Origin of the sequence: Pseudomonas sp. HN11 (assembly GCF_021390155.1) — a bacterium.
Taxonomy (GTDB): domain Bacteria; phylum Pseudomonadota; class Gammaproteobacteria; order Pseudomonadales; family Pseudomonadaceae; genus Aquipseudomonas.
In genome coordinates this window covers 4,332,289-4,357,740 of record NZ_CP089985.1, presented here as the reverse complement: position 1 = coordinate 4,357,740, position 25,452 = coordinate 4,332,289, and the positions used below count along the sequence as shown (strand labels likewise).

Genomic DNA, 25,452 nt, shown 5'->3' with positions numbered 1-25,452 from the left:
TGCCCAATCCGCTAGTCTTGGTCCACTCACTCACGGAGCCGCCCATGTTCGAATCCGCCGAAATCGGTCACGCCATCGACAAAGACACCTACGACGCCGAAGTGCCCGCGCTGCGCGAAGCCTTGCTGGAAGTGCAGTACGAGCTGCAACAGCAGAAGCGCTTCCCGGTGATCATCCTGATCAACGGCATCGAAGGCGCCGGCAAGGGTGAGACCGTCAAGTTGCTCAATGAGTGGATGGACCCGCGCCTGATCGAAGTGCGCACCTTCGACCAGCAAACCGACGAAGAACTGGCGCGACCACCGGCCTGGCGCTACTGGCGCCAGCTGCCCGCCAAGGGCCGCATGGGGATTTTCTTCGGCAACTGGTACAGCCAGATGCTGCAAGGCCGGGTGCATGGGCAGATCAAGGACGCCCGGCTGGACCAGGCCATCGCCGGCGCCGAGCGTCTGGAGAAGATGCTGTGTGATGAAGGCGCGCTGATCTTCAAGTTCTGGTTCCACCTGTCCAAAAAACAGATGAAGGCGCGGCTCAAGGCCCTGGCCGATGACCCGCTGCACAGCTGGCGCATCAGCCCGCTGGACTGGCAGCAGTCCGAAACCTATGACAAATTTGTGCACTTTGGCGAGCGCGTGTTGCGCCGCACCAGCCGTGACTATGCGCCATGGCATGTGATTGAGGGCGTTGACGCGCATTACCGTGGGCTGACCGTGGGCAAGATCCTGCTGGAGGGCCTGCAAAACGCGCTGAAGTTGCCCAAGGCCAAGGCCAGCGGCATGAACCCGGCGCCATTGCCCTCGGCGGTGGACCAGATGAGCCTGCTCAACAGCCTCGACATGACGCTGCGCTTGGACAAGGACGATTACGAAGAGCAACTGGTTACTGAACAGGCACGCTTCTCTGGCCTGATGCGCGACAAACGTATGCGCAAGCACGCTCTGGTCACGGTGTTTGAAGGCAATGACGCCGCGGGCAAGGGCGGAGCGATCCGGCGTGTTGCCGCCGCACTGGACCCGCGTCAGTACCATATCGTGCCGATTGCCGCGCCCACCGAAGACGAACGTGCCCAGCCTTACCTGTGGCGGTTCTGGCAGAAAATCCCGGCGCGGGGCAAATTCACGGTGTTCGACCGTTCGTGGTACGGCCGCGTGCTGGTGGAGCGCATCGAAGGTTTCTGCACCACGGCGGATTGGATGCGCGCCTACGGCGAGATCAATGATTTCGAGGAGCAGTTGCGTGACGCTGGGGTGATCGTGGTCAAGTTCTGGCTGGCCATCGACAAACAGACCCAACTGGAACGTTTCCAGGCCCGTGAAGAAATCCCCTTCAAACGCTTCAAAATCACCGAAGACGACTGGCGCAACCGTGATAAATGGGACGACTACCGTGCCGCCGTGGGCGATATGGTCGACCGCACCAGCACCGAAATCGCACCCTGGACCCTGGTGGAAGCGAACGACAAGCGTTGGGCCCGGGTAAAAGTGCTGCGCACGATCAATCGGGCACTGGAGGAGGCGTTCGACAAATCCGACAAGCACGACAAGCACGACAAGAAAGGCAAGAAGAAGTAGGCCTATCCATAGGGTGAATGATCGTCGCGGTTGTCGGGAGCTGGATCTATCCTCGATCCATCTCCCAGCCATCACAAGATCGAGGTAGCCCATGCGTGAAGTAGTGATCGTCGACAGCGTGCGAACCGGCCTGGCCAAATCCTTTCGCGGCAAGTTCAACCAGACCCGTCCGGATGACATGGCAGCCCATTGCGTCAACGCGCTGCTGACCCGCAATGGCCTCGACCCGGCCATTGTGGAAGATTGCATCGTCGGCGCAGGCTCCAACGAGGGCGCGCAGGGCTACAACATCGGGCGCAATGTGGCGGTATTGTCGCAACTGGGCACCGGCACGGCGGGCATGACCCTCAACCGTTTCTGCTCGTCTGGCCTGCAGGCGATTGCCATCGCAGCCAACCAGATCGCGTCGGGCTGCAGCGATATCATCATTGCCGGTGGCGTCGAGTCCATCAGCCTGACCATGAAAAGCGTCAACACCGACAACCTGATCAACCCACTGCTCAAAGAGCAGGTGCCGGGCATTTACTTCCCCATGGGCCAGACCGCCGAAATCGTTGCGCGTCGCTACAACGTCAGCCGCGAAGAGCAGGACCTGTACGCTCTGCAAAGTCAGCAGCGCACCGCCCAGGCCCAGGCCGACGGCTTGTTCAATGATGAAATCGTGCCAATGGCGGTCAAGTACAAGGTGGAGGACAAGAGCACCGGTGAGGTGCAGGTGCTCGAGGGTGTGGTCGACCGTGACGACTGCAATCGTCCGGACACCACTCTGGCCAGCCTGCAAGGCTTGAAGCCGGTATTTGCCGAGGACGGCTCGGTGACGGCGGGTAACTCGTCGCAGTTGTCCGACGGTGCTTCGATGACCCTGGTGATGAGCCTGGAAAAAGCCATCGCACTGGGCCTCAAGCCCAAGGCGTTTTTCCGTGGGTTCACTGTGGCGGGCTGCGAGCCGGACGAAATGGGCATTGGCCCGGTATTCTCGGTGCCCAGGTTGCTCAAGGCCAAGGGCTTGCAGGTGGCGGACATCGACCTGTGGGAACTCAATGAAGCCTTCGCTTCCCAGTGCCTATATGCGCGTAACCGCCTGGACATCGATAATGCCAGATACAACGTCAATGGCGGCTCAATCTCCATCGGGCATCCGTTCGGCATGACCGGTTCGCGGCAGGTGGGGCATTTGGTGCGTGAGTTGCAACGGCGCAATCTGCGCTATGGCATCGTCACCATGTGTGTGGGTGGCGGCATGGGGGCCACCGGGTTATTTGAAGCGGTGCGCTGATCGGCAGATTAAGTGTTCGCTACACAAAGTGCATCGAGTGCCCCTAGAATGCGGCTCCACTTCCTCTGGCTTCTGGGGCACTCATGCACATCTCTTCCGGCCGCTGGGTCTATGGTTTTTTCCTGACCCTGCTGACCGCGCTGCTCTGGGGCATTCTGCCGATCAAACTCAAACAGGTGCTGCAAGTGATGGACCCGATCACCGTCACCTGGTTTCGCCTGACCGTGGCCGGTGGTTGCCTGTTCGTCTACCTGGCGCTGACCAAACGCTTGCCCAGCCGCAAAGTGCTGGGTCCCAAGGGCGGCTGGCTGGTGGGGATGGCGGTGTGTGGTCTGGTGGGCAACTACGTGTTGTACCTGGTGGGCCTGAAAATGCTCAGCCCTGGCACCGCGCAACTGGTGGTGCAGATGGGGCCGATCTTCTTGATGATCGCCAGTGTGTTCGTGTTCAAGGAACGTTTCACTCGCGGGCAGGTGCTCGGGTTGTTTGTGCTGATCGCAGGCTTTGGCCTGTTCTTCAACCAGCGCCTGGAAGAGTTGCTGACATCCCTTGGCGCCTACACCGCCGGCGTGCTGACCATTCTGCTCGCCACCTCGATCTGGGTGTTCTACGCCCTGGGCCAGAAGCAGTTGTTGACGGTGTGGAATTCGCTGCAAGTGATGATGGTGATCTACCTCACCTGCGCCTTGTTGCTCACCCCTTGGGCGCACCCGCTGGAGGCTTTGGCACTGAGCCCGCTGCAAGGCTGGCTGCTGCTGGCGTGCTGCATGAACACCCTGGTGGCCTACGGCGCGTTTGCCGAGGCGCTTGCCCACTGGGAAGCTTCGCGGGTCAGTGCGACGCTGGCGCTTACACCTCTGGTGACTTTCGTGGCCGTCGCCCTGGCGGCATGGCTGTGGCCCGAGTATGTGCAGGCCGAAGAAATCAACGCCCTGGGCTATGCCGGGGCGCTGGTGGTGGTGCTGGGGTCGGCGACAGTGGCGCTGGCCCCGTCGTTGCTCGCCGGGCTCAAGGCCCGGCGATTGCGCATGGCGTCCTAGGCGCCGAGCATGTCTTGCGGGCGCACCCACTGGTCGAATTCCGCATCGGTGAGGTAGCCCAGGTCCAGCGCGGCTTCCCGTAACGTCAGCCCTTCGGCATAAGCCTTTTTGGCGATCTCTGCGGATTTGTCGTAGCCGATGTGCGGGTTGAGCGCTGTGACCAGCATCAGGCCCCGCTCCAGGTGCTCCGTCATCTGCACCGGGTCGGGTTCAAGCCCGGCTATGCAGTGTTCCTGAAAGTTGTTGCAGCCGTCGGCCAGTAGGCGGATCGATTCCAGTAGGTTGTGGATGATCACCGGCTTATACACGTTCAGTTGCAAGTGACCTTGGCTGGCGGCAATGCCGATGGTCACATCATTGCCCAGCACCTGGCAGGCGAGCATCGACAGCGCTTCACACTGAGTAGGGTTGACCTTACCCGGCATTATCGAGCTGCCTGGTTCGTTGGCCGGCAACTTCACCTCGGCCAGGCCTGTGCGCGGGCCCGAGCCCAGCAGGCGCAGGTCGTTGGCGATTTTCATCAGGGCTACGGCCAGGGTTTTCAGCGCGCCGTGCAGGGTGACCAGCGGCTCATGGCCGGAGAGGGCGGCGAATTTGTTCGGCGCCGTGACGAACGGTAAGCCCGACAGTGCCGCCAGCTCGGAAGCGATCGCCTCGCCAAAACCATGGGGCGCATTGAGCCCGGTGCCGACAGCGGTGCCGCCCTGGGCCAGTTCGCATACGGCGGGCAGGGCGGAGCGAACGGCACGCTCGGCGTAATCGAGCTGGGCAATGAATGCCGAAAGCTCCTGGCCGAAGGTGATCGGCGTGGCGTCCATCATGTGAGTGCGCCCGGTCTTCACCAGCTTCATGTGTTTGGCGGCCTGTTCGGCCAAACCGCCTGACAGCGCGGCAATTGCCGGCAACAAGCGCTGGTGCACGGCCTGGACCGCCGCGATGCTCATCGCCGTGGGAAAGCAGTCGTTGGAGCTTTGGGAGCGGTTGACGTGGTCGTTGGGGTGAACCGGGCTCTTGCCCCCGCGCTGATTGCCCGCCAGTTCGTTGGCGCGGCCGGCGATCACTTCGTTGGCGTTCATGTTGCTCTGGGTGCCACTGCCGGTTTGCCACACCACCAGCGGGAACTGGTCGTCATGTTGGCCAGCCAGCACTTCATCGGCAGCTTGCTCAATCAGGCGGGCGATGTCGGCGGGCAAGTCGCCATTGCGGTCGTTGACCCGCGCGGCAGCCTTCTTGACCAGTGCCAGTGCGTGCAGGACCGCCAGGGGCATGCGCTGCTCACCGATGGCGAAGTTCACCAGCGAGCGTTGGGTCTGCGCGCCCCAGTAAGCGTCGTCCGGGACATTGACTTCTCCCAGGCTGTCGGTTTCGATACGGCTCATCGGGCACACTCCTTCAGGTCTGTTTGCGCAGTTTAGGCCCTGATCGACCCAGTGGGTTCCCTAAAAGACTTTTCATCGGATCATTGCCCGCAAATCCAGGCCTGACAAGGGGTGGGGTTGAGCCATGGTGTTTTTTAGGCGCAGAATGGGCGCCCTTGGGGTCTTACCTCGCCTGCTAGAAAAGGAAACTCGATGACTCGTCTTCGTGCCATCTGTACCGCGGTTGCTCTGGTTTGCGCCAGCGGCCAGGTTCTCGCCGATACCGCCAGCCACAACGCCAGTGCCGAAGCCTTCCTTACCCTGGCCCATGCCGACAAGCTGGGTACCCCGGTGTACATGCAAGTGCAGCAAATGTTTGCCCAGCGTTTCGAACAGACCAAGGCGCCTGCCGCCAAGCAGTCCGTGCTGGACAGCTACCAGGCCAAGGCCAACGCGGCGTTGGACCAGGCTATCGGCTGGCCGAAGCTGAAACCGGATATGGTCAAGCTCTACACCACCAATTTCAGCGAATCCGAACTCAAGGACCTGGTTGCTTTCTACCAGTCGCCACTGGGCAAGAAAGTCCTGGAAAAAATGCCGCAGCTGACCCAGCAATCGGCCCAGATGACCCAGGCCAAGCTGGAAAGCGCTGTGCCGGTGGTCAATAAGCTGTTGGAAGACATGACCAACGAGCTGACGCCTAAAGCCGCCGCTCCGGCCAAGAAGAAGTAAGCAGGAATGACCATGCAACAGCGTATCGAAACGGCGCTTGCCGCTCTGGGCACCGACCACCTGAGCGTGCTGGATGAAAGCCATATGCACAGCCGTGGGTTGCAGACCCACTTCAAGGCCGTGCTGGTCAGCCCGCAGTTCGAGGGGCTCAACCGCGTCAAGCGCCACCAGAAGGTCTATGCCTGCCTGGGTGACCTGATGAGCGAGTTTCATGCGCTGGCGCTGCATACCTACACGCCTGAGGAATGGGCGAAAATCGACGCAGCCCCGGCTTCGCCGACCTGCGCTGGAGGGCATTGAAGCAGCGCCAAGTTGTCAGCTGCCAGCTTCAAGATTAGAGCCCCAGCAGCTGCCTTCTTGCTACAATCCCCAACGCGCCGCCTAGCCGGCGCGTTTTTTTTGCCTTTACATGCAGCTTGCAGCTGAAAGCTCGCAACTGCCGTTATCCGGTTCACCCCTTACGAGGGTAGCCACCTGGAGAGAACACCCATGACTCAACCGATCGTCGTGGCGGCACTGTACAAGTTCGTCACCCTCGAAGATTACGTCGCCCTGCGCGAGCCATTGCTGCAGGCGATGGTCGACAACGGCATCAAAGGCACCTTGCTGATCGCCGAAGAAGGTATCAACGGCACCGTTTCCGGCAGCCGCGAAGGCATTGATGGCCTGATGGCCTGGCTGAAGAAAGACCCGCGCATGGTCGACATCGACCACAAAGAATCCTACTGCGACGACCAGCCGTTCTACCGCACCAAGGTCAAGCTCAAGAAAGAGATCGTGACTCTGGGCGTCGAGGGCGTCGACCCGAACAAGAAAGTCGGCACCTATGTAGACCCGCAGGACTGGAATGCGCTGATCAGCGATCCGGAAGTGCTGCTGATCGACACCCGTAACGACTACGAAGTGTCCATCGGTACCTTTGAAGGCGCGATCGACCCGAAAACCACCAGTTTTCGCGAATTTCCCGACTACATCAAGGCCAACTTCGATCCGGCCAAGCACAAGAAAGTCGCCATGTTCTGCACCGGCGGCATTCGCTGCGAGAAGGCGTCGAGCTACATGCTCAGCGAAGGGTTCGATGAGGTCTACCACCTCAAGGGTGGCATCCTGAAGTACCTCGAAGAGGTACCCCAGGCAGAAACCAAATGGCAGGGCGACTGCTTTGTTTTCGATAATCGCGTGACCGTGCGCCACGACTTGAGCGAAGGCGACTACGATCAATGTCATGCCTGCCGCACACCCGTCAGCGTCGAAGACCGCGCCTCCGAGCACTATGTAGCTGGCATCAGCTGCCCGCATTGCTGGGATAAGCTGCCGGAGAAGACCCGTCGCAGCGCAATCGACCGACAAAAGCAGATCGAGTTGGCCAAGGCCCGCAACATGCCGCACCCGATTGGCTTCAACTACAAGCAAACTCCTTCCGAGGCCTGACCCATGTCCGCGCGCCTGCTCTATGTAATGGACCCGATGTGTTCCTGGTGCTGGGGCTTTGCCCCGGTGGCCGAGGCGTTGGTGGAACAGGCCCAGGCGGCCGGCGTGGAGCTGCACCTGGTGGTGGGCGGCTTGCGCACCGGCAGTGGCGCAGCGCTGGAGCCGACAACTCGGCGCTACATTCTCGAGCACTGGCAGGCGGTTACCGACGCCACCGGCCAGCCGTTCAAGCGCGAAGGCGCGTTGCCTGACGGTTTTGTGTATGACACCGAGCCGGCCTGCCGCGCCATCGTCACTGCCCGTAGCCTGGCGCCGGATTGTGCCTGGACACTGCTCGGGCTGATCCAGCGCGCGTTTTATGTCGAGGGCCGCGACGTGACTCTCGCCAGCGTGCTGGTGGAACTGGCCGAGCAGGCGGGCATCCCGCGTATCGAGTTTGCTGGCGCCTTTGACCGGGCCGAGCAACACGCGGCCACGGCTGCCGATTTCACCTGGGTGCAGGACTTGGGTATCGCCGGTTTTCCTACGCTGCTGGCCGAGCGCAATGGTCAGCTGGCGTTGCTGACCAACGGTTACCAGCCGCTGTCCGAGCTGTCGCCTTTATTGAGTCGATGGCTGGAGCGAGCCGCCTGTGCATGAACCCGCCCAGCGCACCGATCGCCTGACCTGGGCGGAAATTCGCCGACTGGCCCTGCGTCACAAGAAATCCCTGTGGATCGCCAATGGCGTCGCCGTACTGGCGACCTTGTGCAGCGTACCGATTCCCTTGCTGTTGCCCCTTTTGGTAGACGAAGTCCTGCTGGGCCGCGGCGACGCCGCCCTCAAAGTCATGAACCACGCGTTGCCGCTGGGCTGGCAGAAGGCCGCCGGTTATATCGGCCTGATGCTGTTGGTGACCCTGTTCCTGCGTTGCGGCGCCCTGGTGTTCAACGTGGTGCAGGCGCGGTTGTTCGCGCGGCTGGCCAAGGACATCGTGTACCGCATCCGCGTGCGGCTGATCGAGCGGCTCAAACGCATCTCCCTGGGCGAGTACGAAAGCCTGGGCAGTGGCACGGTCACCACGCACTTGGTCACCGACCTGGACACCCTGGACAAATTTGTCGGCGAAACCCTCAGCCGGTTCTTGGTGGCGATGCTCACCCTGGTCGGTACCTCGGCGATCCTGGTGTGGATGCATTGGCAACTGGCGATGTTGATCCTGCTGTTCAACCCGCTGGTGATCTACGCCACGGTGCAGTTGGGCAAGCGCGTCAAACACCTGAAAAAGCTGGAAAACGACAGCACATCGCGTTTTACCCAGGCGCTGACCGAGACCTTGGATGCTATCCAGGAAGTGCGCGCCGGCAACCGCCAGGGCTTTTTCCTCGGGCGCCTGGGCCAGCGCGCCCAGGAAGTGCGTGACTACGCGATCCATTCCCAGTGGAAGACCGATGCCTCCAGTCGCGCCAGCGGTTTGCTGTTCCAGTTCGGTATCGACATCTTCCGCGCAGCGGCCATGCTGACCGTGCTGTTCTCCGACCTCTCCATCGGCCAGATGCTCGCGGTGTTCAGCTACCTGTGGTTCATGATCAGCCCGGTTGAACAACTGCTGAACCTGCAATACGCCTATTACGCGGCGGGCGGGGCGCTGACGCGAATCAACGAGTTGCTGGCGCGTGCCGACGAGCCGCAGTATGCCGGGGGCGAGGACCCATTCGTCGGGCAGGAAACTGTCGGGATCGAAGTGCGTGGCCTCAATTTCGGCTATGGCGAAGAGCGGGTGCTCAATCAATTGAACCTGACCATCGCGCCCGGTGAAAAGGTGGCAATCGTCGGTGCCAGCGGTGGTGGCAAAAGTACTTTGGTGCAACTGCTGCTCGGCCTGTACACGCCCCAGGCCGGCAGTATCCGTTTTGGCGGTGCCGCCCAGCAGCAAATCGGTCTGGAGACTATCCGAGAGAACGTCGCCGTGGTACTGCAACATCCGGCCCTGTTCAACGACACGGTGCGGGCCAACCTGACCATGGGCCGCGAGCGCAGCGACCAGGCGTGCTGGCAGGCACTGGAAATCGCCCAGCTTGAGGCTACCGTTAAGGCGTTGCCGAAGGGATTGGACAGTGTAGTGGGGCGTTCCGGCGTGCGATTTTCCGGCGGGCAGCGCCAGCGTCTGGCGATTGCGCGGATGGTGTTGGCCGAGCCGAAGGTGGTGATCCTCGACGAAGCGACTTCCGCCCTGGACGCCGCCACTGAGTACAACCTGCACCAGGCACTGGCGCGATTTCTCAGTGGCCGTACTACACTGATTATCGCCCACCGCCTGTCGGCGGTTAAGCAAGCTGATCGAGTATTAGTGTTCGACGGCGGTCACATTGCTGAGGACGGGGATCATCAGCAACTGATTGCCGATGGCGGCTTGTACGCCAAACTCTACGGGCACTTGCAACAAGTACGTTGATTTAGCCTAGGCTGAGCTATCGGAAGCGGATTTTCGCGTGCGTATCCAGCGGTGCATGTGCAAGGGACTTCATGAAGCAAAAGCGGACTCTCGGAACGCCAAAGCTGTTGGGCATCGTATGGCCTTTCATCGCCGTGGTGCTGTTTCAGGCATTGCTGGGCTGTGTCAGTCTCTTCATGCTGTCAGCGGTGCGCGGCTACGTAGCTGGCGAGAGCCTGTGGTCCAAGGGCCAGAAAGATGCCATCTATTACCTGACGCTCTACGCCGACAACCGTGACGAAACCACTTACGTCAAATACCAGCAGGCCATCGCCGTGCCCCAGGGCGGGCATGAGCTGCGGGTTGCCCTGGACCGTTCCACCCCTGACCTGGACGCTGCACGCCTGGGCATCCTCAAGGGCGGCAACCATCCGGATGACGTCTCCAGCCTGATTTGGCTGTACCTTAATTTTCGCCATTTCAGCTACCTGGAAAAAGCCATCGAGCTGTGGACTGTCGGCGACGGCTACCTGGTGCAACTGGATGACCTGGCTCGGGAGATGCACGATGCGATCAACCGCGACCATGTCAGTGCCAACGATGTGCGGCAATGGAAGGCGCACATCACCGCTATCAACGAGGGCGTGACGCCAGCTGCCAAGGCCTTCAGCGACGCGCTGGGCGAAGGCTCGCGGATGATCTTGCGGCTGCTGCTGATCACCAACCTGGCCACGGCCCTGGGCTTGATCGTGCTGGCGCTGCTGCGGACCCATAAGTTGCTTGCCCAACGCCATGCATTTGCCGACGCCCTGCAGCAAGAGAAAGAGCGCGCGCAGATTACCCTGGAATCGATTGGCGATGGCGTGATCACCACCGACGTCGACGGCGCTATTACTTACATGAACCCGGCAGCCGAAGCGCTGACTCACTGGAATTCAGCCCAGGCCCAGGGATTGCCCTTGGCGGCGTTGTTCAATTTGCTGGATGACAATGCCCAGCCCGACGGCTTTACCTTGATTGAACATATTGTCAAGGGCCAGCTCAGCGGTGGCAGTGAGCATTCGAAGACGATCCAGCGCCTGGATGGCAGCACGGTCTCCGTCACCCTGGTGGGCGCGCCGATCCGCAGCGCCGGCAAAGTCACGGGGGCGGTGCTGGTGTTGCATGACATGACCCAGGAACGTCAGTACATCGCCAACCTGTCCTGGCAGGCGACCCACGACGCCCTGACCGGTCTGGCCAATCGCCGTGAGTTCGAATTCCGCCTGGAACAGGTGCTGCACCCCACGGCTCAGCGGCAGGATGGGCGGCATGCGTTGATGTTCCTCGACCTGGACCAGTTCAAGTTGGTCAACGACACCTGCGGCCATGCGGCTGGTGATGAGCTGCTGCGGCATATCTGCGCGCTGCTGCAATCGGACCTGCGCGAAGGCGACACCCTGGCACGCCTGGGCGGCGATGAGTTCGGCATCCTGCTGGAAAACTGCCCGGCGGCGGTGGCCGAAAAAATCGCTGAAAGCCTGCGTCATACCGTGCAAAGCCTGCACTTTGTGTGGAAGGGACGGCCGTTCATGACCACCGTCAGCATCGGTCTGGTGCACTTGGGAAACACTCCCACCACCCTGGAAACCTCACTGCGCACCGCCGACATGGCGTGTTACATGGCCAAGGAAAAGGGCCGCAACCGTGTGCAGGTGTATCACGCCGACGATTCGGAACTGTCCCTGCGCTTTGGCGAAATGGCCTGGGTGCAGCGCCTTCACATGGCCCTGGAAGAGAACCGGTTCTGCCTGTACGCCCAGGAAATTTCACCGTTGGGGCACACCGACGGTGGCGATGGGCACATTGAGATCCTGCTGCGCCTGCACGACGAGGCCGGCCGTATCATCCTGCCCGACAGTTTTATTCCGGCTGCCGAGCGCTACGGTTTGATGACGTCCCTGGACCGCTGGGTAGTGGAGAATGTGTTCAAGATCATCAGTCGCTGCCTGCATGAACGTCCGGATCGACCCATGGCCATGTGTGCGATCAATCTGTCAGGCATAACGATTGGTGATGATGACTTTCTCGGGTTTTTACGTGAGAAGTTTCGTACATACAATATTCCGCCCAGAATGATCTGTTTTGAAATTACAGAAACCAGCGCTATTGCAAATTTAGGCAGTGCAATCCGCTTTATTAATGAACTCAAAGCCTTAGGCTGTCATTTCTCGCTGGATGACTTTTGTGCAGGCATGTCCTCATTCGCCTATCTTAAACATTTACCTGTAGACTTCCTGAAGATCGATGGAAGTTTCGTAAAGGATATGCTGGACGACCCGATTAACCGCGCGATGGTCGAAGTGATCAACCACATCGGCCACGTCATGGGTAAGCGCACAATTGCAGAGTTTGTCGAGACACCGCAAATCGAACAGGCGTTACTCGAAATTGGTGTGGATTACGCTCAGGGCTACCTGATTGAACGGCCGCAATTGTTTACCTTTGATAGCTTGCAGTGTCGACCTGTGCGGCCGCAGCCTCTGTTATTCAAGGCGCCCGGCACATTCCGCTGAAACATTTGCTGGTCTGTACAATCACACTTAAAAAGGAGCCTTAACAGTGATCGACACATTCAACAGAACCGGCCCGCTTATGGAAGCCTCAAGTTACCCCGCCTGGACGCAGAAACTGATCCTGGACTGTAGCGAGAGCAAGCGCCGCGTTGTCGAACACGAACTGTATCAGCGCATGCGCGACAACACGCTCAGCGCCAAGACCATGCGCCACTATCTGATCGGTGGCTGGCCTGTGGTGGAGCAGTTTGCCTTGTACATGGCACAGAACCTCACCAAAACCAAATTTGCCCGTCATCCTGGGGAGGATATGGCGCGCCGTTGGCTGATGCGCAATATACGTGTGGAACTCAACCACGCCGATTATTGGGTGCATTGGGCGCGTGCCCACGGCGTCAGTCTGGAGGAGTTGCAGGCCCAGAACGTGCCGCCGGAATTGCACGCGTTGAGCCATTGGTGCTGGCACACCAGTTCCGCCGATTCGCTGATCGTGGCCATCGCCGCGACCAACTACGCGATCGAAGGGGCGACCGGAGAATGGTCCGCCGTGGTGTGTTCTACCGGCGTCTATGCGGCGGCCTTTCCCGAGGAAGACCGCAAGCGTGCGATGAAATGGCTGAAGATGCACGCGCAGTACGATGATGCACATCCATGGGAAGCGCTGGAAATCATCTGCACACTGGCCGGGATGAACCCGACCAAGGAACTGCAGACCGAGCTGCGCCAAGCCGTATGCAAGAGCTACGACTACATGTACCTGTTCCTGGAAAGCTGCATGCGCCTGGAGAAAGAAAAAGCCCCAGCCGTGGTGCATGAGCGTCAGGCGCGGGTCGCCAGCGAAGCCTGATGTAATGACGGTGGCGGGGGCGTTTTTACCCCGCCATTGCCAGGCGGTTGCGGCCTTCGCGCTTGGCCACGTACAAGGCGCTGTCGGCCCGGCGCAGCAGGCTTTCGGCAGACTCGGCGGCCAGCAAGGTCGAGCAACCCAGGCTTACCGTCAATTCGATCCGTGTGCCATCCGCCCAGTAATCCTGGGCCTGCGCTGCTTGGCGCAGGCGCTCACCGACCATTTTCGCCGCATCGCGGCCAGTGTTGGACAGCAGGATCAGAAACTCTTCCCCGCCAAACCGGAACACCATGTCCACATTGCGCAACTGGCTCTTGATCGCCCCGGCGACGGCGCGTAGCACCTTATCGCCAGCGGCGTGACCGTAGGTGTCGTTGATGGCCTTGAAGTGATCGATGTCCAGCATCAGCAAGGACAGCGGGTTGAGGTGCCGGCGCGCCATGTCGATTTCCCGTTGCAGGGTCTGGTCCATGGCGATGCGGTTACCGGTTTCGGTCAATGGGTCGCGCAGGGCGCTACGGGTGGCGGCGCGGTAGAGCAGGGCGTTACGCATCGGGTAGAGCAGGCTGGTCAGCAGTGATTCAAGCTGGCCAAGCTCTTCTTCCACCAGACGTTGATTGCGGCGAAAGATCAATTCACCCAAATGCTCGCCTTCATGGCTCAGGGCGTAGCTCACCGAATGGTGGCCGCGATGGCCGAACTCCAGGCGCAAATCGCTGGCTTGGTGGCGGTACTGCAAGGCATCCAAAGGCACCAGTCGCTGGATCTCACGGAAGAACACACCGAGGATACGCTCCGGTTCCAGGCTGGTTTGCAGTTGTAGGCCCAGTTGCTGGCGAAGTTGGGCGAGGGTGGTGGGACGGCGAGGGAGGAGGGATGGTTGACCAAACCCCAGGCGTTGCAATTTGGCACTGTCAAAGTCAATTGCGTTGGTCTGGGTAGGTGTTTTCATAAGTGACCGGCCTCTAGCACTTAGCTGTCTTACAGGCTCGATGAGAATGGCGGGTGCCAAGCGTCTTACTGTTCCTTCAGTTCCGTAAAACATGAGTAACAGTTTAGACCGCTTTGCAATGGGTTATAACCCCTGGGCGCCGCCGCACGTCTTGTCATCGCTTAACCTGCTTGAATAGGCTTAGAGCGAGATTCATGCCAGATAGGTTCAACTCAATAAAAAACCTTATAAATCAAGCGACTGTTTTTATCGCTAAAAACAGTCGCCGAACGATGACGCCAGTTAATTGGCCACTAAGCGGTGATCTATGCCTGTGGATCAAATTGTTTATCGCGAATAAACAACGCCGTCGAACAGCAATACTAGACCAGGGTGGTGCGGTCGATCTGCGCGATGGAGCTGACGCCGGTCAAGGTCATCGCCACGCGCATTTCCTTGGCGAAGATGTCCAGCAGATTTTCCACACCGTGCTGGCCGTCGGCGGCCAGCGCATAGGCGGTGGCGCGCCCCAGCAGGCAGGCCCTGGCGCCCAGGGCGAGCATGCGCACCACGTCCAGCCCGGAACGGATGCCGGAGTCCACCAGCACCGTGAGGTCCTCGCCCACGGCTTCGGCAATCGGGGGCAGTGCTTTGGCGGTGGACAGCACGCCATCCAACTGGCGGCCGCCATGGTTCGAGACCACGATGCCATCGGCACCGAAGCTCACCGCATCCTTGGCATCCTGGGGGTCGAGGATGCCTTTGATGATCATCGGGCCTTTCCAGAAGTCGCGGATCCATTCGAGGTCTTTCCAGCTGATGGACGCGTCGAAATTGTTCGCCAGCCAACCGATGTAGTCTTCCAAGTGAGTGGGTTTGCCCAGGTACTTGGAGATATTGCCCAGGTCGTGGGGGCGGCCCATCAACCCCACATCAAACGCCCATTGCGGCTTGGTGACGGCTTGCAGCATGCGCCGCTGCGCCGCGAACGGCCCGGACATCCCCGAGTGTGCGTCGCGGTAACGCGCGCCAGGTGTCGGCATATCCACGGTAAACACCAAGGTCGTGACGCCGGCCGCCTGGGCCCGCTCCAGCGCGTTGCGCATGAAGCCACGGTCCTTGAGCACATACAGCTGGAACCAGATTGCCTGCACGCTTTGCGACGCCACTTCTTCAATCGGGCATACCGACACTGTCGACAGGCAGAACGGAATGCCCTTGATCGCCGCCGCCTTGGCCGCCTGCACTTCGCCGCGTCGCGCGTACATGCCGGTGAGGCCTACCGGGCTGAGGATGACTGGCATGTCGAGTTCCTGGCCAAACACCGTCGTCTTCAAGCTCAGGTTGTCCACATTGCGCAGGATGCGCTGGCGCAGGCTGATCTCGGCCAGGTCCGAACTGTTGGCGCGCAGCGTGTGTTCGGCGTAGGCACCGCCATCGATGTAGTCGAACAGGAAGCGCGGTAGCTTGCGCTTGGCGGCTGCGCGGTAATCGGAGGCGGACGAGATGATCATTATTGGGAGGCTCCACAAGGCAAGATAGAGTCAGGATAGGCAAAGCTCTGGCATGATAAAAACAACTTTTATCGCTGGTAGGCAGTCGCCAAAGGAATACTGATGAACCTGAGAACATTGCGCGTCTTTGTCGAAGTGGTGCGCCAAGGTGGTTTCTCCCAGGCCGCCGAGGTGGTGTCCTTGACTCAATCCAGCGTAAGCAAGGCGGTCAAGACCCTGGAAGACGAACTGGGCACGCCGTTGCTCAATCGCCTGGGCCACCGTAACGAACTCACCGCCGCCGGTGAAATTGCCTACCGCCGGGCCTTGGTGCTGCTCGCCGAGCGCAACGATCTGGTGGCCGAGATCAACGACCTGTGCGGCCTCAAGCGCGGCGTACTGCGCATCGGCCTGCCGCCGGTGGGTTGCGGCGTGCTGTTCGCGACGATGTTCGCCACCTACCGCAGCCGCTACCCGGACATCGACATCGAACTCACCGAGTACGGCAGCAAACGCCTCCGCGAGTGCCTGGAAGCGGGGGAGGTGGACCTTGCCGCGCTGTTGCTGCCGGTGGACGAAGACTTTGATTACCAGCCCGTGCGCAATGAGCCGCTGATGGCCGTGCTGCCCATCAGCCATCCGCTGGCTCACCTTGAGCGGATCGACTTCACCCACCTGGCCGATTCGCCGTTCATCCTGTTCGAAGCGGGCTTCGCCTTGAACGCCAAGATCCTCGCCGCCTGCGAGCGCAAAGGCGTCGCCCCCAAGGTGACAGCCCGCAGCGGGCAGATCGACTTCATCATCGACCTGGTCGCTGCCGGCTTGGGCGTGGCCTTTGTGCCTCGCATGCTGGCGTACAAACATCAACACGCTGGCATCGCCCTGATTCCCTTGGATGAACCCCACACCGACTGGCACATCGCCCTGGCCTGGCGCGCCAGCGCTCACCTGCCACCGGCCGCTTTGGCGTGGCTGAAGTTGGCCAGGGAGCACGCGGTTTCAACCGATTATCCGGTTTAATCACGCCAAATGCCGCGGAAGGCTTGACTTATCCTTTTTAATCAGTAACATACGGCGCATTCCGCGATAGCTCAGTTGGTAGAGCAAATGACTGTTAATCATTGGGTCCCTGGTTCGAGTCCAGGTCGTGGAGCCAGATAGCGATATAAAGAGAAGCCTGCAGAGATGCAGGCTTTTTTTTGCCTTGGATTTCTTCGGGTGATCAAAGCACACAGCGTGACCAGCATGAAGCCGTCTCTAATCCTACGATTCAGAGGGAAGCCCCATGAAAGTCGCTGCAGTCGTTTCAACCAAAGGCGGGCCGGAGTCATGTATCGGACTCCAGATTGGATCGCCGCTCGCGACGCGGGCGGCGAGGACAGTTACTCGCTAACGTAATCCTCTCAAGCTAGGCGCCATCGTTTTAAAGGATGGTACGGCTGCGAGATCAATGTCGCGTCGTACGTACTAGCTATCAGCGGGAGAGAAGCTGCGCCAGAACTTCTTTCAATCCAACGCGTCCCTTGCGAGGGATACCTTCGAAGCGAATCCAGCCTTCATTGAAACCGTGGAGCATCCGAATACGTGGATGAGGGTTGTTCATCCCTTGAGAGTGGAACAGTGCTTCCCACCTATCGCTGGGCACCACATCCATTGTTACCGGCTTATCCAGCAGCTCTGATAACGTCGCAGCGATGTCATTAGGCGTAACCTGTTGCTCAGATTCCAGCTCCACGATTCGTTTGCCGAACCAGTTTTCCTGCAGCAACTCAGCGCTTACTTTGCCCACGTCAGCAGTCGCGATCATAGGAACTGGCTTATCCAATGGCTGAAGGAAGCTTGGAATCAGGCCGTTGCTCTTGGCGGGCTCGATATCCCAGAGACTGTTTTCCATGAACCAGGCTGGACGCAAGAAGGTGATCGGCAAGTCCAACGTACCAAAACTCTGTTCTAGGATTTGCAACTGGGTCAGCAAATTCTGCTGAGGTGCTTGGGCGCCAATCGTCGAGATGCACAACACCTTCTCAGGTTTCGCTGTTTCCAGCGCTGAGCGCAGGTTCTCGATGATGTAGCGTGTTTCCGGAAAGCCTTCGGAAGGATCAAAGTTGGGAGGTAACAGAACGAATACGCCAGTACTGGCAGTGAACGCGGCGGTCAGCGCACTCACATCATTAGCGTCTGCAACCGCAACCTCGCATCCTTTGGCAGCCCAAACTTTGCCTTTTTCAGCGTCACGTACCACGACCCTGACGCGTTTATTCGCAGTCAGAAGATTGCGGGCAACTTCCGCGCCTACTTGGCCTGTAACACCCATTACCGTATACATGTGAGTTCCTCTTGAAGAGCGACCCGTTGCCGCTATGGGCGAATTATTGCGTTGCTTCCAAACTTCCCGCGATATCATGAATGTCATTAACGCCATGATGGAAAATCATTAATGAGCTTCGACGCGCGTTTGGTCAGCGGTATGGGGGTGCTCTCAGCCGTGGTTGATAGCGGCAGCTTCGTTAAGGCTGCAGATGCGCTGGACATGACTCAGTCCGGGGTCAGCAGGGCTGTCGCCCGTCTCGAAGCGAGGTTGGGGATCCGTTTGTTTGACCGGACCACTCGGTCGGTGAAGCTCACAGACGAAGGGCGTCGGCTGTATGAAGAAGTTGCGCCACTGCTCGCCGGACTGGAGGAAGCGGCTACGGTCGCCTCTGGCAGTGCAATTGCAGTGCGGGGGAAGCTTCGAGTCAATATGGACCCGTATTTTTCCAGGCTGATCCTGGCGCCTGCCCTCGGAAGTTTCATGGCTACCTATCCTGCCATTGAGTTGGACCTCGTGACCCGAGAGCAGATGGGAGACCTGGTAGCAGACGGAGTAGATCTTGCTGTGCGCTTTGGCGAGCAACCATCTTCCTCGCTCATAGGCAGACAACTTCTTCAAACACGAGTGCTCACTGTTGCTTCGCCGGCTTATCTGAAGAAACACGGTCGTCCACTTCATCCCTGCGACCTAGAGAGTTCGGCCCATGTTTGTGTCGATTTCCGAAATCCTCAAACCGGCAAGCCTTTCATTTGGGAATTCCATCGAGGTCAGGAGCGTGTAAGCGTCAAGACGCACGGTAGGTTGATGGTCAATGACGTAGGCACGATGCACCGAATCTGCGAGGAGGGGCAGGCCGTGGCACAGGTTTTGGAGCTGGGTGTAGAGGCGGCCCTGCGTGAGGGGCGGCTCATCGAGCTCTTTGCGGATTGGCCTGATGAATATTTTCCTCTCTATGCGTTGTACCCGTCTCGGCACTTGCCACCCGCCAAGGTGCGGGCATTTCTTGAATTTGTAGTCGCTCTCAGTCGATAAGACGACCTTCGAGCGCTCTGCCTATTAATGATTCGCCGTCATTTTTGATTTGACGAGTACGATGTGCCGACATGAATGATCGCTGGATACCCTGACTGCCATATCAATTGGTAAATGGGTTTTTCTCATGCGACTTAATACAGAGCACAGCACCATATCGAGTGGATTGACTGGGTTGCTGGCTTTTGCCTGCACTCTCATCAGCGCCGGAAGCTACTTCGCGCAACCACTGGTTAACGTCATCAGCCCCTCCCTTGGGCTTGGATCTTGGGCCGTTGGATTGCCAGTGACCCTTAGCCAAGTCGGTTACTGCCTTGCCTTGCTACTGATTGCTCCCTTGGGTGATCGGATCGAGAATCGACGGCTTTTGCTCTGCAATCTTTTCCTTTCCATCGGGGCATTATTTACGGCTGGGATCGCAAGCACTGGCGGCTTGTTTCTTTTCGCATGCTTTTTCATAGGAGTGGCTTCAATTGCAGTTCAATCCATCGTGGTGATGGCGGCGTCAATGAGCTCATCCGTGAACCGAGGACAAACTGTAGGTCGGGTCACCGCTGGGCTACTGTTCGGGGTGCTTCTCGCATGGCCAGCAGCTGCTCTGATAAACAGCCACTTTGGTTGGCGTGCACTGTATATCGGCGATGCAGGGCTCATTGCTCTCTTGGCGCTGTCACTGAGAATCGTCCTTGTGGTGAGACGACCTGAGGGTGGAGCGCCATATCTATCCCTGATCAGTTCACTACCTACCCTTTGGCTAAAGCATCCAGAACTGCGCCGCCGTGCGCTCTGCCAAGCTTTGTTTTTTGGAATCTTCAGTTTGTTTTGGGTGACTGCACCACTAGAGCTGCGCACTCGATACGACATCGGAGCAAACGCGTTGGCTTACTTTGGATTGATCGGCGTAGGTGGGGCTCTCGCTGCACCGGTGGCTGGATGGTTTGCCGATAGAGGGCTCTCAGGAATTACATCCATGGCAGGCAGCACATGTGTCGCGCTGGGATGTTTGGCCTGGGTGCGTATCGACTCCTTTTGGGCATTGCTCGGCGCGGCATTTCTGATCAGTGCAGGTGTTCAGACCTGTCACGTCATAGCCCAGCGACGGATACTTCTACTGCAACCCAATGCCGCCAATCGATTGAACAGTCTGTACATCGCTACTTTTTTTGCGGGCGGGGCGGTGGGCTCCGCGTCAGCCTCTCCACTTTTTTTCGCGCATGGGTATCTACCCGGATGCGTGGCGCTGTCGGCCGCCACCATTGCCTGGGTAGTTGGCCTGTTCATAAACCTTCAGTCGTTCTCGATGGAGGTTTGAACCGAGCCCCCCCACGCCTCTGTCAAGCAATTTTGCGCTTGGTTTCATGACTGGCAGTCATGGCTCAAATGACCTGCTTGTCATTGCACCTGCAGATAGCAGTGACGAGACTAAACATCAGAAAAATATGGTTCTGATGTGCTTCGCGTATCAGTTAACCGATACCCCTGCGCTTAAGTCATTTAGTTCGAGGTTGGTTATGTCTTCTGAATTTGAAGGTAACGATAACGACGCGAGCGGCTTGAAATCGACAATGGATCCTGCGAACGGCCTACCGTCATTGAGCCGGCGAGCAATTCTCAAAAGCGGCATGTTTGCCGCAACGACGTTCACCGTAGGTAGCACTCTCGCCGCCACACACCGAGTCGAGCTTAAAGAGCCTACTGTTGCAGTGGATTCGCAACTGCCGATCCATGTAACGATCAATAAAGTAGCGTACGCGTTGCAGGTGGAGCCTGCTTTGACCCTACTCGATCTCTTGCGGGAGAAGTTACACCTCACAGGCACCAAAAAAGGCTGCAACAGAGGCGAGTGCGGTGCCTGCACCGTGTTGCTGAATGGTCGTCGAGTCAACGCTTGTCTTGTATTCGCAGCCACTATCGAGGGTAAGCAGGTGCAGACGATTGAAGGGCTTTCGGAGGGGGGACAGCTTCACCCCGTTCAGCAGGCCTTCATTGACCATGATGCGTTTCAGTGCGGATTCTGCACGTCGGGGCAAATCATGTCTGCGGTCGCTTGTATCGAAGAGGGCCATACCCGGACCAATGGCGAAATTCGTGAATGGATGAGCGGGAATATTTGCCGGTGTTCGGCCTACCCGCAGATCAGTGCCGCCGTCGCATCAGCCGCTGCAAAACTCAATGGAGGCGGCGATGGAACCCTTTGAGTTTTACCAACCGCTATCGATCCAGGATGCAGTCAAATTCGCGGGCGATAAAGATTCTTCTTTTTTGGCCGGTGGAACTGAACTGCTGAATTGGATGCGCATAGGCATTGCCGCCCCTAAGCGTGTTGTAGACATCACAAGGGTGCCAGGGATTGATTCCATAGAAGAGCTGCACGGGCATGGGTTGAGAGTGGGTGCATTGGCCAAACTCAATGATGTTGCGGAGCATCCAGATATCGTTCGCGACTACCCCGTGCTCTCTCAGGCCATTTTGAAAGCTGCATCGGCCCAGATCCGAAATCTCGCCACCATCGGCGCAAATCCCTTGCAGCGCGTACGTTGTCCCTACTATCGCTCTGATGATGACACCCCTTGCAACAAGCGGACTCCAGGCTCCGGGTGCGCCGCGTTGAATGGGTTCAATGACAAGCATGCAATCTTTGGTTGGACTACATCTTGCGTAGCTGTCCAACCTTCTGATCCGGCAGTTGCATTGGCGGCGCTTGATGCTTTCTTACTGGTCTATAGCGCCACCGGCATGAGACGAATTCCAGCCACGCAATTCCATGTTACACCCGATGTGGATCCTGTCGCCCATACCATCCTCAAGCCTGGCGAACTGATTACTGGCATTGAGCTTGGACCGGGATGGAGAAAATCCGCGTACCTGAAAATCCGCGAGCGTGAAAGTTATGAGTACGCCACCGTTTCCGTAGCTGTTGCACTGCGCTTGGATGCAGACAATCGTACGATCCTTGCCGCCAGAATCGCCTTAGGTTCTGTGGCGATGAAACCTTGGCGCCTGCATGCGACGGAGCAGCGCTTGATCGGTATGGCGTTCGATGCGCCCGAAGTATCAGCAGCAGTCGATGAAGGGTTTGCAGAAGCGCGTCCTCTCTCGAGGAACGGCTACAAAATCAAAATTGCCAGAAACGCGACCATCCGCACGATCAACACAGCGGCGAGGGCCTGAATGAATAATCTCGGAGAAGGCATCACCCGATTCGACGGCCCGACAAAGGTCACAGGGCGCGCACGCTATGCGTCTGACCAAAACCTTGTCGGCCAGCTGTATGCGACGTTCGTAACCGCAAGTGTGCCTGCCGGCTCTGTGAGTAGCGTTGATCTTTGCGCAGCAATGAAAGTGCCAGGCGTTGTCAAAGTGCTGCAAGCGAAAGACATGCCCAAGGTTCATGAAAATCTGAAAAACATCTCAGTTCCTCCGCTGGCGTCTCGCTTTATCCCGATGCAAGACACCGTGATTGAGTATGAGGGCCAGCCTGTTGCCATGGTGTTGGCCGAGTCGTTGCTTGCGGCCGAAGCTGGTGCTGCGCGCGTGAGAGTCCGCTATACGAAGCGCAGCTTTGCCGTACCTGAATCTGCTCCGGCGATAGTGCCTGCGCAGGACCGAGGTTCTTATGTGAAATCAGGCGCACTGAGTTTCAAAAAGGGCTCCGTCGAGACGGCGATTCGTGATTCCCACGCCTCGATTAATGAGCAGTACAGCCAGCCCTCAAGGCATGGCAATCCCATGGAACCGCCTGCGATTTTGGCTCAGTGGGACGAAGAAGGGTTGACTGTCTTTGACTCGGTCCAACACCTGCCCGCGGTCCAGAATGCGTTGGCAGCCGTATTCGGAATTGATCCGGCGAAGGTCCGAGTGCTTTCTCCTCATACAGGCGGTGGATTTGGGACGAAAGCCTTCATCTGGCCACACGAGATCCTCACCAGTATGGCTGCTCGCGTGGTAGGAAGACCGGTGAAGCTGGTGCTGACTCGACAGCACCTTTACAGCATGGTCGGTTATCAGCCTCAACTGAATCAGGCTGTTGATTTAGGCGCAGATGAAAATGGCCGCTTGGCCGGAATCAACTTGGTGGTTGATAACATTACAAGCACCACTGAGGACTATGTCGAGTTTGCCAGCGCCTCAGCCAAGTCGTTTTATGCCTGCGACAATATTCAGACCGAGCAACTGGTCCGCCGTGGGAACATCGTTTTACCGACCTTCATGAGGTCCCCTTGGGATGGTCCCGGCTCCTGGGCACTCGGCTCGGCAATGGATGAATTGGCAGTTAAGCTTGGAATTGATCCTTTGGAGCTGCGTCTGCGTAACTATGCCGAAGTCGACCCCGAAACTGGAAAAGCCTGGTCGTCGAAAAAATTGCGAGAAGCCTATGAGGAAGGGGCCCGTCGCTTTGGTTGGCGTGAGCGCTCCAAGGGTGGGACCAGAGATGGGCACTGGCATCTCGGGTTTGGAATGGCCGACTGCAGTCAGGGACAGGCTCGATTCCATTCCACTGCCAAGGTGCGGCTACGCTTTGACGGCACTGCAGTTGTGGAATCCAGTTTCTGTGACATAGGTACTGGACCGGCAACGATCTTCCCTCAAATCGCCGCGGCAACGCTCGGCCTGTCCCCCCATAAAGTCAGAGCTGTCTCAGGGGATACTCGACTCCCTTACTCCGGGCCTACATACGGTTCGGGTACCACGGTTAGCACCGGTGCCGCAGTACAGCGCGCAGCAGCTGAGGTTCGTACTAAGTTGTTGAGGCTTGCGGGCTGGCCGCAGGAACAAGTCACCATCGAAAATGGTGTGCTGAGCTTTCAGGGGAAGTCTCGGACAGTGCAAGAGGTGCTTTCTGAGGCGGGGGTGATGGAGCTCGGTGCAGACGGCTCCTTCGATTTGCCCGCCAATGCCCCGGTTGATATGGGGAGCCCAGAGCACCCAGCGCGAAGTTTCGGAGTGATTTTTGTGGAAGTTGGCGTAGACCCTGAGGTTGGTTTGGTGCGATTGCGTCGCGCAACCGGTGTCTACAGCGCTGGGCGCATCATCAATGCCATGACCGCTCGCTCACAAATGATTGGCGGGATTGTGTGGGGATGGGGTATGGCGACGATGGAGGCCAGCCATTTCGATCCGAATCTGGGGCGTTGGTTGGCAAAAGATCTTGCAGGCGTTGCTATCCCGGTCCAGGCGGACATCCCCCCGAATATCGATGTTTCTTTCATTGATGAGTTTGACGCAAATGCGGGACCCACTGGAGCGAAGGGGATCGGTGAGCTCGGTGCTACCGGAGTGGCGGCGGCAGTGGGTAATGCCATCTTTGATGCTATAGGGCTGCGGGTTCGTGATCTTCCGATCACTCCCGACAAGATCATTCTTTGATCCAAGGGCTGTCCCTCTCCAGCCATTGATTCTGATCGCAACAGCGTAAAAAGTGTGTGCGACCTATGTGTTACTGCAAATTAATTTCAATATATAGAGGTATCAATAATGGCTCGAGTATTTATTACTGGATCCGCAGACGGTCTTGGTTTCATGGCGGCTGAACTGCTCTTGGAAAGGGGACATGAGGTTGTACTGCACGCACGGACTAAGGACAGGGCCGACCAGGTCAAAGAAAAAATCTCAAGAGGGACGCCCGTGGTGGTCGGGGATCTATCCCACGTTTCCCAAATGAAGAATGTTGCGGAACAGGCTAATCGCCTTGGGCCATTCGATGCAATCATCCATAACGTCGGGGTGGGCTACCGAGAGCCTTACCGTATCGAAACTGAGGATGGGCTGTCCCATGTTTTCGCAGTCAACGTATTAGCACCGTACGTTCTGACAGCTCTTATTAAAAAGCCTAAGCGACTTATCTACCTCAGCTCACTGCTTCACGACGCTGCTGAGATAGATATTGATGATCTCAGCTGGAGTATTCGTAATTGGGACGGAATGAAAGCTTACTCAGAAAGCAAATTCATGGATGCATTGCTTTCGAGAGCAGTGGCCCGCCTATGGCCTGATGTGTTGGTAAACGCCCTGGAGCCAGGTTGGGTCCAGACTAAAATGGGGGGTGAACAGGCCAATGATGATCTTAGCCAAGGGCACCTTACCCAAGTCTGGCTAGCTGAAGGTCTGGATCCTGCCACGCACGTCACTGGGGGATACTTTTATCATTTGCAACGTCGTGAGATGGATACTCGAGCCGGGGATTTAACTCTTCAAACCCGGCTGCTGGATTTTTGCCAGAAAGTTTCAGGGATCGTACTACCTGGACGGTGACGAGTGACACGCACTGGCCGGCTCAGGGCGGCCAGCGCCAATTGAATGAGGCTCCCTGCGTTAATGACGTAATCTGGAGCGTATAAAATCTTTCTCGCGGCGAGCGCATCGGCATGTCGCAGGGCGACCAATTGATTATTAGCGCCGTCCGAGGGACGTGTTCGTGATGATCAAACTGATCGAGTTTGGAAATTTCCACGGCGTGGTACC

General features: G+C 58.3%; 21 protein-coding genes, 1 tRNA gene and 1 pseudogene. 18 read left to right on the top strand and 5 right to left on the bottom strand.

Annotated features, from left to right (window positions below; translation table 11 throughout):
* The first annotated feature begins 44 nt into the window (after positions 1 to 44).
* The 3 genes from pap (at position 45) to LVW35_RS19835 (ending at position 3,887) form a co-directional block, all read left to right on the top strand.
* Complete coding sequence (pap, locus tag LVW35_RS19845; protein WP_233891697.1) at positions 45 to 1,571, top strand: polyphosphate:AMP phosphotransferase; 1,527 nt, start codon at positions 45 to 47, stop codon at positions 1,569 to 1,571.
* Between the two features lie 91 nt (positions 1,572 to 1,662).
* A complete protein-coding gene (locus LVW35_RS19840) occupies positions 1,663 to 2,847 on the top strand; it encodes a thiolase family protein (protein WP_233891696.1) in 1,185 nt (394 codons plus the stop codon).
* Positions 2,848 to 2,930: 83 nt separating this feature from the next.
* Positions 2,931 to 3,887: a DMT family transporter gene (locus LVW35_RS19835; protein WP_233891695.1), complete on the top strand. Its 957-nt coding sequence runs from the start codon at positions 2,931 to 2,933 to the stop codon at positions 3,885 to 3,887.
* Here the strand turns inward: LVW35_RS19835 and LVW35_RS19830 are convergent.
* A complete protein-coding gene (locus LVW35_RS19830) occupies positions 3,884 to 5,266 on the bottom strand; it encodes a class II fumarate hydratase (protein ID WP_233891694.1) in 1,383 nt (460 codons plus the stop codon). The two genes, LVW35_RS19835 and LVW35_RS19830, sit on opposite strands and share 4 nt — an antisense overlap.
* 192 nt (positions 5,267 to 5,458) lie before the next feature.
* On the opposite strand from LVW35_RS19830, the gene LVW35_RS19825 reads away from it, so the two are divergent.
* The 7 genes from LVW35_RS19825 (at position 5,459) to LVW35_RS19795 (ending at position 13,223) form a co-directional block, all read left to right on the top strand.
* Positions 5,459 to 5,977 (top strand): DUF2059 domain-containing protein, encoded by a 519-nt coding sequence (locus tag LVW35_RS19825; protein WP_058424992.1) that lies wholly within the window; start codon positions 5,459 to 5,461, stop codon positions 5,975 to 5,977.
* A gap of 6 nt (positions 5,978 to 5,983) precedes the next feature.
* The gene (locus tag LVW35_RS19820; RefSeq protein WP_233891693.1) at positions 5,984 to 6,277 is read left to right on the top strand and encodes a BolA family protein; all 294 of its coding nucleotides are present in this window, start codon (positions 5,984 to 5,986) and stop codon (positions 6,275 to 6,277) included.
* Between the two features lie 189 nt (positions 6,278 to 6,466).
* Entirely contained in the window at positions 6,467 to 7,408 is a 942-nt protein-coding gene (gene trhO, locus LVW35_RS19815; RefSeq protein ID WP_028617236.1) for an oxygen-dependent tRNA uridine(34) hydroxylase TrhO, read from the top strand.
* A 36-nt stretch (positions 7,409 to 7,444) separates the two neighbouring features.
* Positions 7,445 to 8,047, top strand: coding sequence for a DsbA family protein (locus tag LVW35_RS19810; RefSeq protein WP_233896522.1), 603 nt, complete (start codon positions 7,445 to 7,447; stop codon positions 8,045 to 8,047).
* A complete protein-coding gene (locus LVW35_RS19805; RefSeq protein ID WP_233891692.1) occupies positions 8,040 to 9,842 on the top strand; it encodes an ABC transporter ATP-binding protein in 1,803 nt (600 codons plus the stop codon). The genes LVW35_RS19810 and LVW35_RS19805 overlap by 8 nt, the downstream gene beginning before the upstream one ends.
* Before the next feature lie 71 nt (positions 9,843 to 9,913).
* Positions 9,914 to 12,376, top strand: coding sequence for an EAL domain-containing protein (locus tag LVW35_RS19800; protein ID WP_233891691.1), 2,463 nt, complete (start codon positions 9,914 to 9,916; stop codon positions 12,374 to 12,376).
* A 79-nt stretch (positions 12,377 to 12,455) separates the two neighbouring features.
* A complete protein-coding gene (locus LVW35_RS19795) occupies positions 12,456 to 13,223 on the top strand; it encodes a TenA family transcriptional regulator (RefSeq protein ID WP_442799691.1) in 768 nt (255 codons plus the stop codon).
* 25 nt (positions 13,224 to 13,248) lie between these two features.
* On the opposite strand, the gene LVW35_RS19790 is transcribed toward LVW35_RS19795, so the two are convergent.
* Together LVW35_RS19790 and lldD are read right to left on the bottom strand one after the other, a co-directional pair.
* Positions 13,249 to 14,175, bottom strand: coding sequence for a GGDEF domain-containing protein (locus LVW35_RS19790; protein WP_233891689.1), 927 nt, complete (start codon positions 14,173 to 14,175; stop codon positions 13,249 to 13,251).
* 362 nt (positions 14,176 to 14,537) lie between these two features.
* The gene (lldD, locus tag LVW35_RS19785) at positions 14,538 to 15,668 is read right to left on the bottom strand and encodes an FMN-dependent L-lactate dehydrogenase LldD (RefSeq protein WP_233891688.1); all 1,131 of its coding nucleotides are present in this window, start codon (positions 15,666 to 15,668) and stop codon (positions 14,538 to 14,540) included.
* Between the two features lie 102 nt (positions 15,669 to 15,770).
* On the opposite strand from lldD, the gene LVW35_RS19780 reads away from it, so the two are divergent.
* Both LVW35_RS19780 and LVW35_RS19775 read left to right on the top strand, forming a co-directional pair.
* Positions 15,771 to 16,667, top strand: a complete 897-nt coding sequence (locus LVW35_RS19780) for a LysR family transcriptional regulator (protein ID WP_233891687.1) — start codon at positions 15,771 to 15,773, stop codon at positions 16,665 to 16,667.
* A gap of 60 nt (positions 16,668 to 16,727) precedes the next feature.
* Positions 16,728 to 16,803, top strand: a tRNA-Asn gene (locus LVW35_RS19775).
* Between the two features lie 318 nt (positions 16,804 to 17,121).
* On the opposite strand, the gene LVW35_RS19770 is transcribed toward LVW35_RS19775, so the two are convergent.
* The gene (locus tag LVW35_RS19770; protein WP_233891686.1) at positions 17,122 to 17,973 is read right to left on the bottom strand and encodes an NmrA family NAD(P)-binding protein; all 852 of its coding nucleotides are present in this window, start codon (positions 17,971 to 17,973) and stop codon (positions 17,122 to 17,124) included.
* A gap of 111 nt (positions 17,974 to 18,084) precedes the next feature.
* Between LVW35_RS19770 and LVW35_RS19765 the strand changes: the two genes are divergently transcribed.
* From LVW35_RS19765 to LVW35_RS19740, 6 genes are all read left to right on the top strand, one after another.
* On the top strand, positions 18,085 to 18,990 hold the full coding sequence (locus LVW35_RS19765) for a LysR family transcriptional regulator (RefSeq protein ID WP_233891685.1): 906 nt from the start codon (positions 18,085 to 18,087) through the stop codon (positions 18,988 to 18,990).
* Between the two features lie 175 nt (positions 18,991 to 19,165).
* Entirely contained in the window at positions 19,166 to 20,302 is a 1,137-nt protein-coding gene (locus LVW35_RS19760) for an MFS transporter (RefSeq protein ID WP_233891684.1), read from the top strand.
* Between the two features lie 253 nt (positions 20,303 to 20,555).
* On the top strand, positions 20,556 to 21,188 hold the full coding sequence (locus LVW35_RS19755) for a (2Fe-2S)-binding protein (RefSeq protein WP_233896521.1): 633 nt from the start codon (positions 20,556 to 20,558) through the stop codon (positions 21,186 to 21,188).
* A complete protein-coding gene (locus LVW35_RS19750) occupies positions 21,175 to 22,161 on the top strand; it encodes an FAD binding domain-containing protein (protein WP_233891683.1) in 987 nt (328 codons plus the stop codon). The genes LVW35_RS19755 and LVW35_RS19750 overlap by 14 nt, the downstream gene beginning before the upstream one ends.
* Positions 22,162 to 24,357 carry a xanthine dehydrogenase family protein molybdopterin-binding subunit gene (locus tag LVW35_RS19745; RefSeq protein ID WP_233891682.1) on the top strand — a complete coding sequence of 732 codons (2,196 nt, stop codon included), beginning with the start codon at positions 22,162 to 22,164 and terminating at the stop codon, positions 24,355 to 24,357. It abuts the gene before it with no gap.
* 108 nt (positions 24,358 to 24,465) lie between these two features.
* Positions 24,466 to 25,242: an SDR family NAD(P)-dependent oxidoreductase gene (locus LVW35_RS19740; RefSeq protein ID WP_233891681.1), complete on the top strand. Its 777-nt coding sequence runs from the start codon at positions 24,466 to 24,468 to the stop codon at positions 25,240 to 25,242.
* A gap of 32 nt (positions 25,243 to 25,274) precedes the next feature.
* Here the strand turns inward: LVW35_RS19740 and LVW35_RS19735 are convergent.
* Positions 25,275 to 25,385, bottom strand: a pseudogene (locus tag LVW35_RS19735) (amino acid dehydrogenase); the annotation flags it as partial.
* Positions 25,386 to 25,452: the final 67 nt, after the last annotated feature.

What these genes read in the sequence shown, in the direction of transcription:
- pap (WP_233891697.1), top strand. Translation starts at nt 45, where the DNA reads ATGTTCGAATCCGCCGAAATCGGTCACGCCATCGACAAAGACACCTAC.
- LVW35_RS19840 (WP_233891696.1), top strand. Translation starts at nt 1,663, where the DNA reads ATGCGTGAAGTAGTGATCGTCGACAGCGTGCGAACCGGCCTGGCCAAA.
- LVW35_RS19835 (WP_233891695.1), top strand. Translation starts at nt 2,931, where the DNA reads ATGCACATCTCTTCCGGCCGCTGGGTCTATGGTTTTTTCCTGACCCTG.
- LVW35_RS19830 (WP_233891694.1), bottom strand. Translation starts at nt 5,266, where the DNA reads ATGAGCCGTATCGAAACCGACAGCCTGGGAGAAGTCAATGTCCCGGAC.
- LVW35_RS19825 (WP_058424992.1), top strand. Translation starts at nt 5,459, where the DNA reads ATGACTCGTCTTCGTGCCATCTGTACCGCGGTTGCTCTGGTTTGCGCC.
- LVW35_RS19820 (WP_233891693.1), top strand. Translation starts at nt 5,984, where the DNA reads ATGACCATGCAACAGCGTATCGAAACGGCGCTTGCCGCTCTGGGCACC.
- trhO (WP_028617236.1), top strand. Translation starts at nt 6,467, where the DNA reads ATGACTCAACCGATCGTCGTGGCGGCACTGTACAAGTTCGTCACCCTC.
- LVW35_RS19810 (WP_233896522.1), top strand. Translation starts at nt 7,445, where the DNA reads ATGTGTTCCTGGTGCTGGGGCTTTGCCCCGGTGGCCGAGGCGTTGGTG.
- LVW35_RS19800 (WP_233891691.1), top strand. Translation starts at nt 9,914, where the DNA reads ATGAAGCAAAAGCGGACTCTCGGAACGCCAAAGCTGTTGGGCATCGTA.
- LVW35_RS19795 (WP_442799691.1), top strand. Translation starts at nt 12,456, where the DNA reads ATGGAAGCCTCAAGTTACCCCGCCTGGACGCAGAAACTGATCCTGGAC.
- LVW35_RS19790 (WP_233891689.1), bottom strand. Translation starts at nt 14,175, where the DNA reads ATGAAAACACCTACCCAGACCAACGCAATTGACTTTGACAGTGCCAAA.
- lldD (WP_233891688.1), bottom strand. Translation starts at nt 15,668, where the DNA reads ATGATCATCTCGTCCGCCTCCGATTACCGCGCAGCCGCCAAGCGCAAG.
- LVW35_RS19780 (WP_233891687.1), top strand. Translation starts at nt 15,771, where the DNA reads ATGAACCTGAGAACATTGCGCGTCTTTGTCGAAGTGGTGCGCCAAGGT.
- LVW35_RS19770 (WP_233891686.1), bottom strand. Translation starts at nt 17,973, where the DNA reads ATGTATACGGTAATGGGTGTTACAGGCCAAGTAGGCGCGGAAGTTGCC.
- LVW35_RS19765 (WP_233891685.1), top strand. Translation starts at nt 18,085, where the DNA reads ATGAGCTTCGACGCGCGTTTGGTCAGCGGTATGGGGGTGCTCTCAGCC.
- LVW35_RS19755 (WP_233896521.1), top strand. Translation starts at nt 20,556, where the DNA reads ATGGATCCTGCGAACGGCCTACCGTCATTGAGCCGGCGAGCAATTCTC.
- LVW35_RS19750 (WP_233891683.1), top strand. Translation starts at nt 21,175, where the DNA reads ATGGAACCCTTTGAGTTTTACCAACCGCTATCGATCCAGGATGCAGTC.
- LVW35_RS19745 (WP_233891682.1), top strand. Translation starts at nt 22,162, where the DNA reads ATGAATAATCTCGGAGAAGGCATCACCCGATTCGACGGCCCGACAAAG.
- LVW35_RS19740 (WP_233891681.1), top strand. Translation starts at nt 24,466, where the DNA reads ATGGCTCGAGTATTTATTACTGGATCCGCAGACGGTCTTGGTTTCATG.